General features: G+C 52.9%; 13 protein-coding genes. All 13 read left to right on the forward strand.

All coding sequences use genetic code 11. From position 1 onward, the window contains the following. The first annotated feature begins 113 nt into the window (after positions 1 to 113). Positions 114 to 956, forward strand: coding sequence for a colanic acid biosynthesis glycosyltransferase WcaA (gene wcaA / locus HV243_RS09160; protein ID WP_016153592.1), 843 nt, complete (start codon positions 114 to 116; stop codon positions 954 to 956). Positions 957 to 958: 2 nt separating this feature from the next. Further along, positions 959 to 1,447 (forward strand): colanic acid biosynthesis acetyltransferase WcaB, encoded by a 489-nt coding sequence (wcaB, locus tag HV243_RS09165; RefSeq protein ID WP_016156923.1) that lies wholly within the window; start codon positions 959 to 961, stop codon positions 1,445 to 1,447. Then, complete coding sequence (gene wcaC / locus HV243_RS09170) at positions 1,444 to 2,661, forward strand: colanic acid biosynthesis glycosyltransferase WcaC (RefSeq protein ID WP_053388852.1); 1,218 nt, start codon at positions 1,444 to 1,446, stop codon at positions 2,659 to 2,661. Before wcaB ends, wcaC begins: the two co-directional genes overlap by 4 nt. Continuing rightward, a complete protein-coding gene (wcaD, locus tag HV243_RS09175) occupies positions 2,636 to 3,853 on the forward strand; it encodes a colanic acid polymerase WcaD (RefSeq protein WP_053388853.1) in 1,218 nt (405 codons plus the stop codon). Before wcaC ends, wcaD begins: the two co-directional genes overlap by 26 nt. 5 nt (positions 3,854 to 3,858) lie before the next feature. Next, positions 3,859 to 4,605: a colanic acid biosynthesis glycosyltransferase WcaE gene (gene wcaE / locus HV243_RS09180; protein ID WP_019077134.1), complete on the forward strand. Its 747-nt coding sequence runs from the start codon at positions 3,859 to 3,861 to the stop codon at positions 4,603 to 4,605. A gap of 9 nt (positions 4,606 to 4,614) precedes the next feature. Then, the gene (gene wcaF, locus HV243_RS09185; RefSeq protein ID WP_016153587.1) at positions 4,615 to 5,169 is read left to right on the forward strand and encodes a colanic acid biosynthesis acetyltransferase WcaF; all 555 of its coding nucleotides are present in this window, start codon (positions 4,615 to 4,617) and stop codon (positions 5,167 to 5,169) included. 24 nt (positions 5,170 to 5,193) lie between these two features. Beyond that, the gene (gene gmd, locus HV243_RS09190; protein ID WP_016156920.1) at positions 5,194 to 6,315 is read left to right on the forward strand and encodes a GDP-mannose 4,6-dehydratase; all 1,122 of its coding nucleotides are present in this window, start codon (positions 5,194 to 5,196) and stop codon (positions 6,313 to 6,315) included. A 2-nt stretch (positions 6,316 to 6,317) separates the two neighbouring features. Continuing rightward, positions 6,318 to 7,283: a GDP-L-fucose synthase gene (locus tag HV243_RS09195; RefSeq protein ID WP_016156919.1), complete on the forward strand. Its 966-nt coding sequence runs from the start codon at positions 6,318 to 6,320 to the stop codon at positions 7,281 to 7,283. A gap of 2 nt (positions 7,284 to 7,285) precedes the next feature. Next, the gene (locus HV243_RS09200; protein ID WP_047499639.1) at positions 7,286 to 7,765 is read left to right on the forward strand and encodes a GDP-mannose mannosyl hydrolase; all 480 of its coding nucleotides are present in this window, start codon (positions 7,286 to 7,288) and stop codon (positions 7,763 to 7,765) included. Continuing rightward, complete coding sequence (gene wcaI, locus HV243_RS09205; protein ID WP_053388854.1) at positions 7,762 to 8,988, forward strand: colanic acid biosynthesis fucosyltransferase WcaI; 1,227 nt, start codon at positions 7,762 to 7,764, stop codon at positions 8,986 to 8,988. The genes HV243_RS09200 and wcaI overlap by 4 nt, the downstream gene beginning before the upstream one ends. Further along, positions 8,988 to 10,424 (forward strand): mannose-1-phosphate guanyltransferase, encoded by a 1,437-nt coding sequence (gene cpsB, locus HV243_RS09210; RefSeq protein ID WP_053388855.1) that lies wholly within the window; start codon positions 8,988 to 8,990, stop codon positions 10,422 to 10,424. The genes wcaI and cpsB overlap by 1 nt, the downstream gene beginning before the upstream one ends. A 127-nt stretch (positions 10,425 to 10,551) precedes the next feature. After that, positions 10,552 to 11,922 (forward strand): colanic acid biosynthesis phosphomannomutase CpsG, encoded by a 1,371-nt coding sequence (gene cpsG / locus HV243_RS09215; RefSeq protein WP_019077130.1) that lies wholly within the window; start codon positions 10,552 to 10,554, stop codon positions 11,920 to 11,922. 54 nt (positions 11,923 to 11,976) lie between these two features. After that, entirely contained in the window at positions 11,977 to 13,371 is a 1,395-nt protein-coding gene (gene wcaJ / locus HV243_RS09220) for an undecaprenyl-phosphate glucose phosphotransferase (protein WP_016156914.1), read from the forward strand.

Raw genomic sequence — 13,371 nt, forward strand, 5'->3', positions numbered from 1 at the left:
ACATTGCCGGATAGCGGCCCACAAAAACATATTTATACCCTAAATAACTCGAGTTGCAGGAAAGCCAACGCAGATGCAACTTGAAGTATGACGGGGATATCTGGGAAACGAAAATGACGACAGACAACCCGCTAATTTCAATTTACATGCCCACCTGGAACCGTCAGCAACTGGCCATCCGGGCGATTAAATCGGTACTGCGCCAGGACTATCCTCACTGGGAGATGATCATTGTGGATGATTGCTCTTCCTCGTATGAGCAACTGCAGCAATTTGTTGAAGAACTTAACGATCCGCGTGTGTCGTATACGCGTAATCCCACTAACTCCGGAGCCTGTGCGGTGCGTAATCAGGCCATCATGCAGGCCAGTGGGCAATATATTACGGGTATTGATGATGATGATGAATGGACGCCGAACCGCCTGAGCGTATTTCTCAATTATCGCCATCATCTGGTGACGCGGGCGTTTCTGTATGCCAATGACTATGTCTGCGAAGGCGAAGTATATTCGCAGCCGACCAGTTTGCCGCTCTATCCGAAGGCCGTTTATTCACGCCGTAAATTTTATAAGCGCAATATTATTGGTAATCAGGTGTTTACCTGGGCCTGGCGGTTTAAAGCATGCCTGTTCGATACCACGCTGAAAGCGGCGCAGGATTATGACATTTTCCTGCGCATGGTGGTGGCGTATGGCAAACCGTGGAAGGTAAAAGAGGCAACGCAGATCCTGCATGTGAATCACGGTGAAATGCGTATTACCTCATCCCCGCATAAATTCTCCGGCTACTTTCAGTTCTACCGTAAGCACAAAGGCAAATTTGACCGGGCCAGCAAGAAATATCAGCTGTTTACCCTCTACCAAATCCGCAATAAACGGATGAACTGGCGCACGTTGCTGACGCTGCTTTCTGTTCGCAATAGTAAGCGCCTGGCCGACGGACTGCGAGGACGCTAAGTATGCTGGAAGATTTACGCGCGAACGGCTGGAGTCTGCGACCCTGCTGCATGGTGGTGGCCTATCGGATTGCCCATTTTTGCTCCGTCTGGCGTAAAAAAAATGTCTTGAACAACCTGTGGGCGGCGCCGGTGCTGGTGATGTATCGCCTTATCACTGAATGCGTGTTTGGCTATGAAATCCAGGCCGCTGCATCTATTGGTCGTCGTTTCACCATCCATCATGGCTATGGGGTGGTGATCAATAAACACGTGGTGGCGGGGGATGATTTCACCCTGCGCCACGGCGTCACCATCGGCAATCTTGGCGGCAACGATCTGTCCTGTCCGGTCATCGGTAACGGCGTTGAGCTGGGGGCCAATGTCACTCTGCTTGGCGGCGTTGCCATTGGCGATAACGTGACGATTGGCGCCGGGAGCGTCGTCGTGGATAGCATCCCGGACAATACGTTGGTCGTGGGCGAGAAGGCACGGGTGAAGGTAATAAAATGAAGATATTACAGTTTAATGTGCGACTCGCAGAAGGCGGGGCGGCAGGCGTGGCGTTAGATTTGCATCTGAGGGCGCTGGAGAAAGGGCTGTCATCGCGTTTTGTCTACGGCTATGGCAAAGGCGGTAAGAAAAGCGTCAGCCACGAGAATTACCCGCAGGTTATCAAACATACGCCGCGTCTGACGTCGGCGGCGAACATTGCGCTGTTTCGTTTCGCGAACCGCGACATGTTTGGCAATCTCGACAAGTTGTACCGTACGGTAACCCGCACTTCCGGCCCGCTGGTACTGCATTTTCATGTGTTGCACAGCTACTGGTTGAATCTGGAAGAGGTGGTCACCTTTTGCCAAAAAGTGAAGGCGCATAAACCGGATATCACCTTCGTCTGGACGCTGCACGATCACTGGAGCGTGACCGGGCGCTGTGCCTTTACCGATGGCTGCGAAAGCTGGAAAACGGGCTGTCAGAAATGTCCAACGCTTAGTAACTATCCGCCGGTAAAAATCGATAAAGCCCATCAACAGTTGCCTGGTAAACGGCAGATGTTTCGCGCCATGCTGGCACTGGGCTGCCAGTTCATCTCGCCCAGTCAGCATGTGGCCGATGCATTCAACAGTCTGTATGGCGCCGGTCGTTGCCGCATTATTAACAACGGCATCGATGTGGCAACGGAAGCCATACTTGCCGAACTTCCCGCTAAGCATGAGGAAAGCGGCAGACCGAAAATCGCCGTGGTGGCCCATGACCTGCGCTATGACGGTAAAACCAGTCAGCAACTGGTGCGAGCGATGATTGCGCTCGGAGACAAAATTGAGCTGCATACCTTCGGCAAATTTTCCCCGTTTGTCGGGGATAACGTCATCAATCACGGGTTTGAGAGCGATAAGCGCACGTTGATGAGCGCGCTTAACGAGATGGATGGGCTGGTGTTCAGCTCGCGCGTTGATAACTACCCGCTGATTCTGTGTGAAGCGCTTTCCATCGGCGTACCGGTTATTGCTACGCATAGCGATGCCGCGCAGGAAGTGCTGGCGAAATCGGGCGGCAAAACGTTCAGCGAAGCGGACGTTTTGCACCTGGTGCAACTGAAAAGATCAGACATTGCGCAGGCGGTATTTGACACGTCGCTTGCCGCGTTCAGCCAGCGCAGCCGGGTGGCATACAGTGGACAACAGATGCTGGAGGAGTATGTCTCGTTCTATCAGAATCTGTAGCTATCTGGTGCTACCGCTGCTTTATCTGCTGGTTAACGTCAAACTCGCCCAGCTTGGCGAGAGCTTCCCGATAACTATCGTCACGTTTTTGCCCGTTCTGCTGTTGCTGTTTGTCGAGCGCATCAATATTAAAAAATTAATGATTGCGCTGGGCGTGGGGGGCGGACTGACGGCGTTTAACTATCTGTTCGGACAATCACTGGATGCTAGCAAGTACGTGACGTCCGCAATGCTGTTTGTCTATACCGTGGTGATTATCGGTATGGTGTGGAGTATTCGCTTCAAAACCATTTCGCCGCATAACTACATTAAGATCTTGCGTTTTTTCTGGCTGGTTGTGGGCCTGGTAGTGGGGTTAGCTGCGATGGAAATGGCGCAGATAATTCTTAGTGGCGGCAGCAGTTTAATGGAAGTTATTTCGAAATATCTTATTTACAGCAATAGCTATGTTCTGAACTTTATTAAGTTTGGCGGGAAGCGTACCACTGCACTCTATTTCGAACCGGCATTCTTCGCTCTGGCGTTAATCTCAATTTGGCTCAGTATCAAACAGTTTGGTATCAAAACGCCTAAGTCCGATGCTATGATTCTGGCAGGGATAATATTATCAGGATCGTTTTCAGGGGTAATGACATTTATTTTGTTTTACCTCCTGGAGTGGGCGTTCCAGTATCTGAATAAAGATGCGATAAAAAAGAAGTTGCCGCTGGCGATAATCTCATTAAGCGTGTTTGTTGTTGGTGTGATATTTGCGTTTCCGTACATCGCGACACGGCTTGGAGATTTAGGAACTGAAGGCTCATCATCGTATTATCGTATCGTGGGACCATTAGTAATGGTCGGTTATTCGTTACTTAACGTTGATGGGGTAGTGAGATTCGGCTCACTTTATGAATATGTTGCGTCATTCGGAATTTTTAACGGTGCAGATGTTGGTAAAACGATAGACAATGGCTTGTATCTGCTGATTATTTATTTCTCATGGTTCGCGGTGATATTAGCCCTGTGGTACATGGGGAAAGTCATGAAGATGATGATAAATGCGTTTGGTGATAATCAGAATTATCGGGTGCAGCTTTATCTTTTTACGCCGCTGTCGCTGTTTTTTACAGGTTCAGTATTTAGTCCGGAATACGCATTTTTAATTGTATGTCCGTTTATTTTGCGCAAGGCGCTGAATATAGCGAGGTAGAACGCATGCTGCTCAGTATTATTACCGTCGCCTTTCGTAATCTGGAAGGGATCGTCAAAACTCACGCGTCGTTAGCTCATCTGGCTCAGGCGGGTGATATCAGTTTTGAGTGGATTGTTGTTGATGGCGGCTCCTCTGACGGTACCTCGGCCTTTCTTGAAGGGCTCAGTGGAGAGCACCGGTTACGGTTTGTCAGCGAGCCGGATAAGGGCATCTATGATGCAATGAACAAAGGTATCGCTATGGCGCGCGGGCGGTTTGCGCTGTTCCTCAACTCCGGGGATATTCTGCATGCAGATGCGGCTCATTTTATCCGCCAGCTAAAAACGCAGAGCGATAAAGCGATGGTCATTGGCGATGCGTTGCTGGATTTCGGTAATGGTAACAAAATTAAGCGGCGGGCCAAGCCGGGTTGGTATATTTATCACAGCCTTCCCGCCAGCCATCAGGCAATCTTCTTTCCTCTCTCTGGACTGAATGTCTGGCGCTATGATTTGCAATATAAGATATCGTCTGATTACGCGCTGGCAGCCAAATTATACAAGTCAGGTTACGCGTTTAAAAAGCTGAGCGGGCTGGTGTCAGAGTTTTCCATGGGTGGGGTGTCAACGACGAATAATCTGGAATTGTGCCGGGATGCAAAAAAGGTACAGCGCCAGATATTACACATGCCAGGTTTTTGGACCGGGTTGTCAGAATATTTACGTCTGCGCACAACCGGTAAAACAAAAACCTTATATGGAAAAGCGTAAGGGTACATTATGCAGGATTTAAGCGGCTTCAACGTGCCGGGAGGTTTTCGCGGCGGCGGTGCCATTAAAGTGCAATTATGGTGGGCAGTGCAAGCCACATTATTTCGCTGGTCCCCACAGGTAATGTATCGCTGGCGTGCGTTTTTATTGCGAATGTTTGGCGCAAAAATAGGAAAAAACGTAGTTATTCGACCTTCAGTAAAAATTACTTATCCATGGAAATTAACCCTGGGAGATTATTCCTGGGTGGGTGATGACGCGGTTTTATATACGCTGGGTGATATTACGATTGGTGCGCACGCGGTTATTTCGCAAAAAAGTTATTTATGCACCGGGAGTCATGATTATGCCAGTCAACATTTTGATATTAACGCCACACCAATTGTAGTTGGTGATAAATGCTGGCTGGCGACAGATGTCTTTGTCGCGCCTGGCGTGACGATTGGCGATGGCACCGTCGTCGGAGCACGCAGCAGTGTATTTAAATCGCTGCCAGCCAATGTCGTTTGTCGGGGAAATCCCGCAATAGTCACACGCGAACGCGTCGAGAAAGTTACTCCCTGAGGGGATCATTTAAGAGGTAATAACATGTCAAAAGTCGCTCTCATCACTGGCGTAACCGGGCAGGATGGTTCTTACCTGGCAGAGTTCCTGCTGGAAAAAGGGTATGAAGTGCACGGTATTAAGCGCCGCGCTTCATCATTCAACACCGAACGAGTGGACCACATCTATCAGGATCCGCATTCGGGCAATCCCAAATTCCATCTGCACTATGGCGATTTGACGGACTCCTCCAACCTGACCCGTATTTTACAGGAAGTGCAACCGGATGAGGTCTATAACCTGGGCGCCATGAGTCATGTCGCGGTGTCGTTTGATTCACCGGAATACACCGCGGATGTCGATGCTATCGGCACCTTGCGTTTGCTGGAAGCTATCCGCTTCCTCGGGCTGGAAAAGAAGACCCGTTTTTATCAGGCTTCCACCTCTGAACTTTACGGCCTGGTACAGGAAATCCCGCAGAAAGAGAGCACGCCGTTCTACCCGCGCTCGCCGTATGCCGTTGCCAAGCTGTACGCCTACTGGATAACCGTCAACTACCGCGAATCTTACGGTATGTATGCCTGTAACGGCATTCTGTTTAACCACGAATCTCCGCGCCGCGGCGAAACCTTTGTCACGCGCAAAATTACGCGTGCGATCGCCAACATCGCGCAGGGGCTGGAGTCTTGCCTGTACCTGGGCAATATGGATTCGCTGCGTGACTGGGGGCATGCCAAAGATTACGTCAGGATGCAGTGGATGATGCTGCAGCAGGACAAGCCGGAAGATTTCGTGATTGCCACCGGCGTGCAGTATTCCGTGCGCCAGTTTGTGGAAATGGCCGCCGCTCAGTTGGGGATTAAATTGCGCTTTGAAGGCGAGGGCGTGAATGAGAAAGGCATTGTGGTTTCCGTAACCGGACACGACGCGCCGGGTGTGAAACCTGGGGATGTCATGATTGCCGTCGATCCGCGCTATTTCCGTCCGGCAGAGGTGGAAACGCTGCTGGGCGATCCGGCCAAAGCACATGAAAAACTGGGCTGGAAGCCGGAAATCACGTTGCGCCAGATGATCTCGGAAATGGTTGCCAACGATCTGGAAGCAGCGAAGAAGCATTCCCTGCTGAAGTCGCACGGTTACGAGGTCGCCATCGCGCTGGAGTACTGAGGATGAAGACACAACGTATTTTTGTGGCGGGCCATCGCGGGATGGTGGGGTCCGCCATCGTCAGACAATTGTCGCAGCGAGATAATGTCGAGCTGGTGCTGCGTACCCGCGACCAACTTAACCTGCTGGACGCCAGTGCGGTGCAGGCGTTCTTTGCCACTGAACGTATTGACCAGGTTTATCTGGCGGCGGCTAAAGTTGGCGGGATCGTGGCGAATAATACTTATCCTGCTGATTTTATTTATGAAAACATGATGATTGAGAGCAACATTATTCATGCTGCGCATTTGCATAACGTGAATAAACTGCTGTTCCTCGGATCATCCTGTATTTATCCAAAGCAAGCCACCCAGCCAATAGCCGAAAGCGAGCTGTTGCAGGGGCAGCTGGAACCGACCAATGAGCCGTATGCGATTGCCAAAATTGCCGGGATCAAGCTGTGCGAATCGTATAACCGCCAGTATGGCCGCGATTATCGCTCGGTGATGCCAACCAATCTGTATGGGCCGCATGACAACTTCCACCCGAGTAATTCGCATGTGATCCCGGCGCTGCTGCGCCGCTTTCATGACGCTCGCGAGCACAATACGCCGGATGTGGTGGTGTGGGGAAGCGGGACGCCAATGCGTGAATTTCTGCATGTTGACGATATGGCAGCGGCCAGTATCCACGTGATGGAGCTGGCTCAGGAAGTCTTGCAGGAATATACCCAGCCGATGCTGTCGCATATCAATGTGGGGACCGGCGTGGACTGCACTATCCGCGAACTGGCGCAAACCATCGCGCAGGTCGTGGGTTACAAGGGGCGCGTGGTGTTCGACGCCAGCAAACCGGATGGAACGCCGCGCAAATTGCTCGATGTTACGCGTCTGCATCAGTTGGGCTGGTATCACGAGATATCACTGGAAGCGGGGCTTGCCAGTACCTGGCAGTGGTTCCTTGAAAACCAGCAGCGCTACCGGGGGTAAGCATGTTTTTACGTCATGAGGATTTTGCCACCGTAGTACGTTCAACTCCGCTGATTTCCATCGATTTGATCGTGGAAAACACCCACGGTGAATTTCTGCTCGGTAAGCGTCTCAATCGTCCGGCGCAGGGTTACTGGTTCGTGCCCGGCGGTCGGGTGCAAAAAGATGAACCGCTGCACGTGGCCTTTGAGCGGCTTACTGAAGCGGAGCTGGGGTTACGTTTACCGCTGTCCGCTGCGGAGTTTTACGGTGTCTGGCAGCACTTCTATGACGACAACTTTTCTGGGGATGATTTCTCAACGCATTACATCGTGCTGGGATTTCGTCTGCGGGTGTCGGAAAACGACTTGCAACTGCCCAATGTCCAACATGATGCGTACCGATGGATGGCGTCTACACAGATTCTGGCCAGTGACCACGTGCACGACAACAGTCGGGCTTACTTCTGTAAAACAAGTCAGGCCGGAGTACCCGGGCTATGAAGATCCTCGTGTATGGCATCAACTATTCGCCGGAGTTGACCGGTATCGGCAAATACACCGGTGAAATGGTGGAGTGGATGGCGCAGCAGGGGCATGACGTTCGGGTGATCACCGCGCCGCCTTATTATCCCCAGTGGAAGGTAAACGGCAGTTATTCATCCTGGCGCTACCGTCGCGAAGAGGGCGACGCCCTCGTCTGGCGTTGTCCGCTGTATGTGCCTGAGCAACCCTCAACGCTCAAGCGCCTGCTGCATTTGGGCAGTTTCGCCCTGAGCAGTTTTTTCCCGCTACTGGCGCAACGTCGCTGGAAGCCGGATCGCATTATCGGCGTAGTGCCGACGCTGTTTTGCACGCCGGGCATGCGCCTGCTGGCAAAGCTTTGTGGCGCACGTACGCTATTGCACGTTCAGGATTACGAAGTCGATGCCATGTTGGGGCTAGGAATGGCGGGCAAAGGCACGCGCGGTATGGTGGCAAAACTGGCCAGCGCCTTTGAGCGCAGTGGGCTGTTGAATATGGACCATATTTCGACGATTTCCCGTTCCATGATGCACAAAGCCATGGAAAAAGGCGTTGCGCCGCACAAGGTTATTTTCTTTCCGAACTGGTCGGAAGTGACGCGCTTTCGTGATGTGAGCGACGCCGATGCCCTGGCGTTGTCCCAGCAACTGGGATTGCCTGCCGATCAAAAGATCGTTCTTTACTCAGGCAATATCGGTGAAAAGCAGGGGCTGGAGAGCGTGATAGACGCAGCGGTCGAGTTGAGCGAACACCCCTGGCTGTTTGTGATTGTCGGGCAGGGCGGTGGTAAAGCGCGGCTGGAGAGCATGGCCTGCGAGCGCGGCCTGAATAACGTGATGTTCTTTCCGCTGCAATCATATGACGCGCTGCCAGCGTTGCTCAAGATTGCGGATTGTCATCTGGTCGTGCAAAAGCGTGGTGCGGCTGATGCCGTACTGCCCTCCAAATTGACCAATATCCTCGCTGTTGGTGGTAACGCAGTTATTACTGCCGAACCTGAAACCGAGCTGGGTCAGCTTTGTGACGCTCACCCTGGCATTGCGGTGTGCGTGGAGCCGGAGTCGGTAAACGCGCTGGTTTGCGGTATTAAACGGGCATTGATGATGCCAAAAGTAAACACGGTGGCACGTGATTATGCCGAACGCACGCTGGATAAAGAAAACGTGCTGAGTCAATTTCTTGCAGATATACGGGGTACATGATGAGTCAAAGCAAACTCTTTCCGGTGGTGATGGCCGGTGGCTCGGGTAGCCGTTTATGGCCACTGTCCCGCGTGCTGTACCCAAAGCAGTTCCTGTGCCTGAAAGGCGATCTCACCATGCTGCAGACGACGATTTGCCGTCTGAACGGCGTGGAGTGCGAAAGCCCGGTGGTTATCTGTAATGAACAACACCGTTTTATCGTAGCGGAACAGTTACGACAGCTGCACAAGCTGACTGAGAACATCATTCTCGAACCTGCCGGGCGTAACACGGCACCGGCGATAGCGCTGGCCGCGCTGGCGGCAAAACGTCAAAGTCCGGGTGAGGATCCGCTGCTGCTGGTCTTGGCGGCCGATCACATGATTGCCAACGAAGAGGCATTCCGCGAGGCGGTTCGCAATGCGATGCCCTATGCCGGAGCGGGTAAGCTGGTGACGTTCGGTATCGTGCCGGACCAGCCGGAAACCGGCTATGGCTATATCCGCCGGGGGGAAGTCTCGCCGACGAATACCGACGCTGTGGCTTTTGAAGTGGCACAGTTTGTTGAAAAGCCCAATCTGGAAACCGCGCAGGCTTACGTGACGAGCGGCGACTACTACTGGAACAGCGGCATGTTCTTGTTCCGGGCCGGACGTTACCTGGAAGAACTGAAAAAGTATCGTCCCGATATTCTTGAAGCCTGTGAGAACGCCATGAGCACGGTCGACCCCGATCTCGATTTTATCCGCGTTGATGAACAGGCGTTTCTCGCCTGCCCGGAAGAGTCTGTGGACTATGCGGTAATGGAACGTACCGCCGATGCGGTGGTGATGCCAATGAACGCAGGCTGGAGCGATGTTGGCTCCTGGTCATCGCTGTGGGAAATCAGTGCCCATACCGCTGAAGGCAATGTGCATCACGGCGATGTCATAAGCCACAAAACGGAAAACAGTTACGTGTATGCTGAATCCGGCCTGGTGACGACCGTCGGGGTGAAAGATCTGGTGGTGGTGCAGACCAAAGACGCGGTGCTGATAGCCGATCGTAATGCGGTGCAGGACGTCAAAAAAGTGGTAGAGCAAATTAAGGCTGACGGGCGTCATGAGCATCATATTCACCGCGAAGTTTATCGTCCGTGGGGCAAGTACGACTCAATTGATGCCGGAGAGCGTTATCAGGTGAAGCGAATTACCGTCAAGCCTGGTGAGGGATTGTCTGTGCAGATGCATCATCACCGGGCTGAACACTGGGTTGTGGTTGCCGGTACCGCGAAGGTGACAATCAATGATGATATCAAACTGCTTGCTGAAAACGAGTCTGTCTATATTCCGCTGGGGGCGACCCATTGTCTGGAGAACCCCGGGAAAATCCCGCTCGATCTGATTGAAGTGCGCTCCGGATCTTACCTCGATGAGGATGATGTGGTGCGGTTTGCGGATCGCTACGGGCGCGCGTAACACAACATCATCGTTGCCGGATGGCGGCGTGAACACCTTATCCGGCCTAAAAACTAACGGCTAGTCATTTTGTGAAAAATATCTCCAGTAAGGAGAGGGCTAACTGTTGCCTGAAGAAGGGTAAATCATGACGAAATTAACCTGTTTCAAAGCCTACGATATTCGCGGCAGGCTGGGCGAAGAGCTGAATGAAGAGATTGCGTGGCGCATTGGCCGCGCTTACGGCGAGTTCCTGAAGCCAAAATCTATCGTTCTGGGCGGCGATGTGCGTCTGACCAGCGAGACGCTAAAGCTGGCGCTGGCGAAAGGGCTGCAGGATGCGGGGGTAAATGTGCTGGATATTGGCATGTCGGGCACCGAAGAGATTTACTTCGCCACCTTCCACCTTGGCATTGACGGCGGTATTGAAGTGACCGCCAGCCATAATCCGATGGATTACAACGGTATGAAGCTGGTGCGGGAAGGGGCGCGGCCCATCAGCGGTGATACCGGTCTGCGCGACGTGCAGCGCCTGGCGGAAGCCAACGACTTCCCGGCGGTTGATGTGACAAAACGTGGCCACTACCAGCGTATTACTACCCGCGATGCCTACATCGACCACCTGCTGGGTTACATCAATCCCGGCAGCCTGAGACCGATGAAGCTGGTGCTTAACTCCGGCAACGGTGCGGCAGGTCCGGTGGTTGACGCCATTGAAGCCCGTTTTAAGGCGCTGGGGGTGCCGGTCGAGTTCATCAAAATTCACAATACGCCGGATGGCAATTTTCCCAACGGTATTCCTAATCCTCTGCTGCCGGAATGCCGGGCCGACACGCGCAATGCGGTGATTGAACACGGTGCGGATATGGGGATTGCCTTCGACGGTGATTTTGACCGCTGCTTCCTGTTCGATGAAAAAGGTCAGTTCATTGAGGGCTATTACATTGTCGGCCTGCTGGCGGAAGCGTTTCTGGAGAAGAATCCGGGGGCGAAAATTATCCACGACCCGCGCCTGTCCTGGAATACCGTGGACGTGGTGACGGCAGCAGGCGGTAAACCGGTGATGTCAAAAACCGGGCACGCGTTTATCAAAGAGCGCATGCGCCATGAAGATGCCATTTATGGCGGTGAAATGAGCGCGCATCACTATTTCCGTGATTTTGCTTACTGCGACAGCGGAATGATCCCGTGGCTGCTGGTGGCGGAACTGCTGAGTCTGAAAGGACAGTCGCTGGGTGAACTGGTCCGTGACCGGATGGTGGCCTATCCGGCGAGTGGGGAAATCAACAGCACGCTGGCAGAGCCGGCGGCAGCGATTGCGCGTGTGGAGCAGCACTTTTCCCGTGAGGCGCTGACGGTGGACAGAACGGACGGTATCAGCATGGCGTTTGTCGACTGGCGCTTCAATTTACGCTCTTCCAATACCGAACCGGTGGTGCGCCTGAACGTGGAATCGCGCGGAGATATTCCGTTGATGGAAGCGCGAACGCGCACTCTTCTGGCGTTACTGAATCAGTAATGCCGGTGCTTCCTTTGCCCGCTTATGGGCAAAGGGTGACTAACAGGAACCACGATGACACATCTAAAAAAGCGCGAACGCGCCAAAACCAATGCGTCGTTAATTTCGATGGTGCAACGCTTTTCAGATATCACCATCATGTTTGGCGGGTTGTGGGTGATCTGCGAATTAAGCGGTTTGCCTTTCCTGTATATGCACCTGCTGGTGGCGCTGATCACGCTGGTCGTTTTTCAGATGCTCGGTGGCATAACGGATTTTTATCGCTCCTGGCGCGGCGTCAAAATTTCCACTGAGCTGGTGCTGTTACTACAAAACTGGACGCTGAGTCTGATTTTTAGCGCAGGTCTGATCGCCTTTAATAACGATTTCGATAACCGTCTCGCCGTCTGGCTGGCATGGTATCTGCTTTCAAGCGTCGGCCTGGTGTTGAGTCGTTCGTTTATTCGCTACGGTGCGGGGTGGCTGCGTAATCGTGGTTACAACACCCGCCGGGTGGCGGTGGCTGGCGACCTGCCCGCCGGACAAATGCTGCTGGACAGTTTTCGCCATGAACCGTGGCTGGGATTTGAAGTGGCGGGGGTCTATCACGACCCAATCCCTGGAAAAAACTCCCGCGACTGGGCCGGTAATCTGCAACAACTGGTGGACGACGCCAAAGCTTCACGCATTCATAACGTTTATATCGCCATGTCGATGAGCGATGGCGCCAGCGTAAAAAAACTGGTGCGTGAGTTGGCCGACACCACCTGCTCGGTGATCCTCATTCCTGATGTCTTTACCTTCAACATCCTGCATTCACGGATTGAAGAGATGAACGGCGTTCCGGTAGTGCCGCTGTATGACACGCCGCTCTCGGGGATTAATCGTCTGTTAAAGCGCGCGGAAGATATCGTGCTGGCTTCACTGATCCTGCTGCTTATTTCCCCGGTGCTGTGTGGTATTGCGCTGCTGGTAAAACTGACCTCCAAAGGTCCGGTGATTTTCCGCCAGACCCGCTATGGCATGGACGGGAAGCCGATCAAAGTCTGGAAGTTTCGCTCGATGAAAGTGATGGAGAACGACGCGGTGGTAACGCAGGCGACGCAAAACGATCCGCGCGTTACTCCTGTGGGAAATTTCCTGCGCCGGACGTCGCTCGATGAACTGCCGCAGTTTATTAACGTCCTGACCGGGGGGATGTCTATCGTCGGCCCACGTCCGCATGCGGTAGCGCACAACGAACAGTACCGCCAACTGATCGAGGGGTACATGTTACGCCATAAGGTAAAACCGGGCATTACCGGCTGGGCGCAAATCAACGGCTGGCGCGGTGAAACCGATACGCTGGAAAAAATGGAAAAACGTGTGGAGTTTGACCTCGAATACATTCGCGAGTGGAGCGTGTGGTTCGATATCAAAATTGTTTTTCTGACGGTATTCAAAGGCTTTGTGAACAAAGCGGCGTATTAA

This window comes from Citrobacter sp. RHBSTW-00599 (assembly GCF_013784065.1).
In the GTDB taxonomy this organism is placed as follows: Bacteria; Pseudomonadota; Gammaproteobacteria; order Enterobacterales; family Enterobacteriaceae; genus Citrobacter; species Citrobacter braakii.

Excerpts from the sequence above, each read along its gene's own strand:
- wcaA (WP_016153592.1), top strand. The coding sequence starts at position 114 with ATGACGACAGACAACCCGCTAATTTCAATTTACATGCCCACCTGGAAC.
- wcaB (WP_016156923.1), top strand. The coding sequence starts at position 959 with ATGCTGGAAGATTTACGCGCGAACGGCTGGAGTCTGCGACCCTGCTGC.
- wcaC (WP_053388852.1), top strand. The coding sequence starts at position 1,444 with ATGAAGATATTACAGTTTAATGTGCGACTCGCAGAAGGCGGGGCGGCA.
- wcaD (WP_053388853.1), top strand. The coding sequence starts at position 2,636 with ATGTCTCGTTCTATCAGAATCTGTAGCTATCTGGTGCTACCGCTGCTT.
- wcaE (WP_019077134.1), top strand. The coding sequence starts at position 3,859 with ATGCTGCTCAGTATTATTACCGTCGCCTTTCGTAATCTGGAAGGGATC.
- wcaF (WP_016153587.1), top strand. The coding sequence starts at position 4,615 with ATGCAGGATTTAAGCGGCTTCAACGTGCCGGGAGGTTTTCGCGGCGGC.
- gmd (WP_016156920.1), top strand. The coding sequence starts at position 5,194 with ATGTCAAAAGTCGCTCTCATCACTGGCGTAACCGGGCAGGATGGTTCT.
- HV243_RS09195 (WP_016156919.1), top strand. The coding sequence starts at position 6,318 with ATGAAGACACAACGTATTTTTGTGGCGGGCCATCGCGGGATGGTGGGG.
- HV243_RS09200 (WP_047499639.1), top strand. The coding sequence starts at position 7,286 with ATGTTTTTACGTCATGAGGATTTTGCCACCGTAGTACGTTCAACTCCG.
- wcaI (WP_053388854.1), top strand. The coding sequence starts at position 7,762 with ATGAAGATCCTCGTGTATGGCATCAACTATTCGCCGGAGTTGACCGGT.
- cpsB (WP_053388855.1), top strand. The coding sequence starts at position 8,988 with ATGAGTCAAAGCAAACTCTTTCCGGTGGTGATGGCCGGTGGCTCGGGT.
- cpsG (WP_019077130.1), top strand. The coding sequence starts at position 10,552 with ATGACGAAATTAACCTGTTTCAAAGCCTACGATATTCGCGGCAGGCTG.
- wcaJ (WP_016156914.1), top strand. The coding sequence starts at position 11,977 with ATGACACATCTAAAAAAGCGCGAACGCGCCAAAACCAATGCGTCGTTA.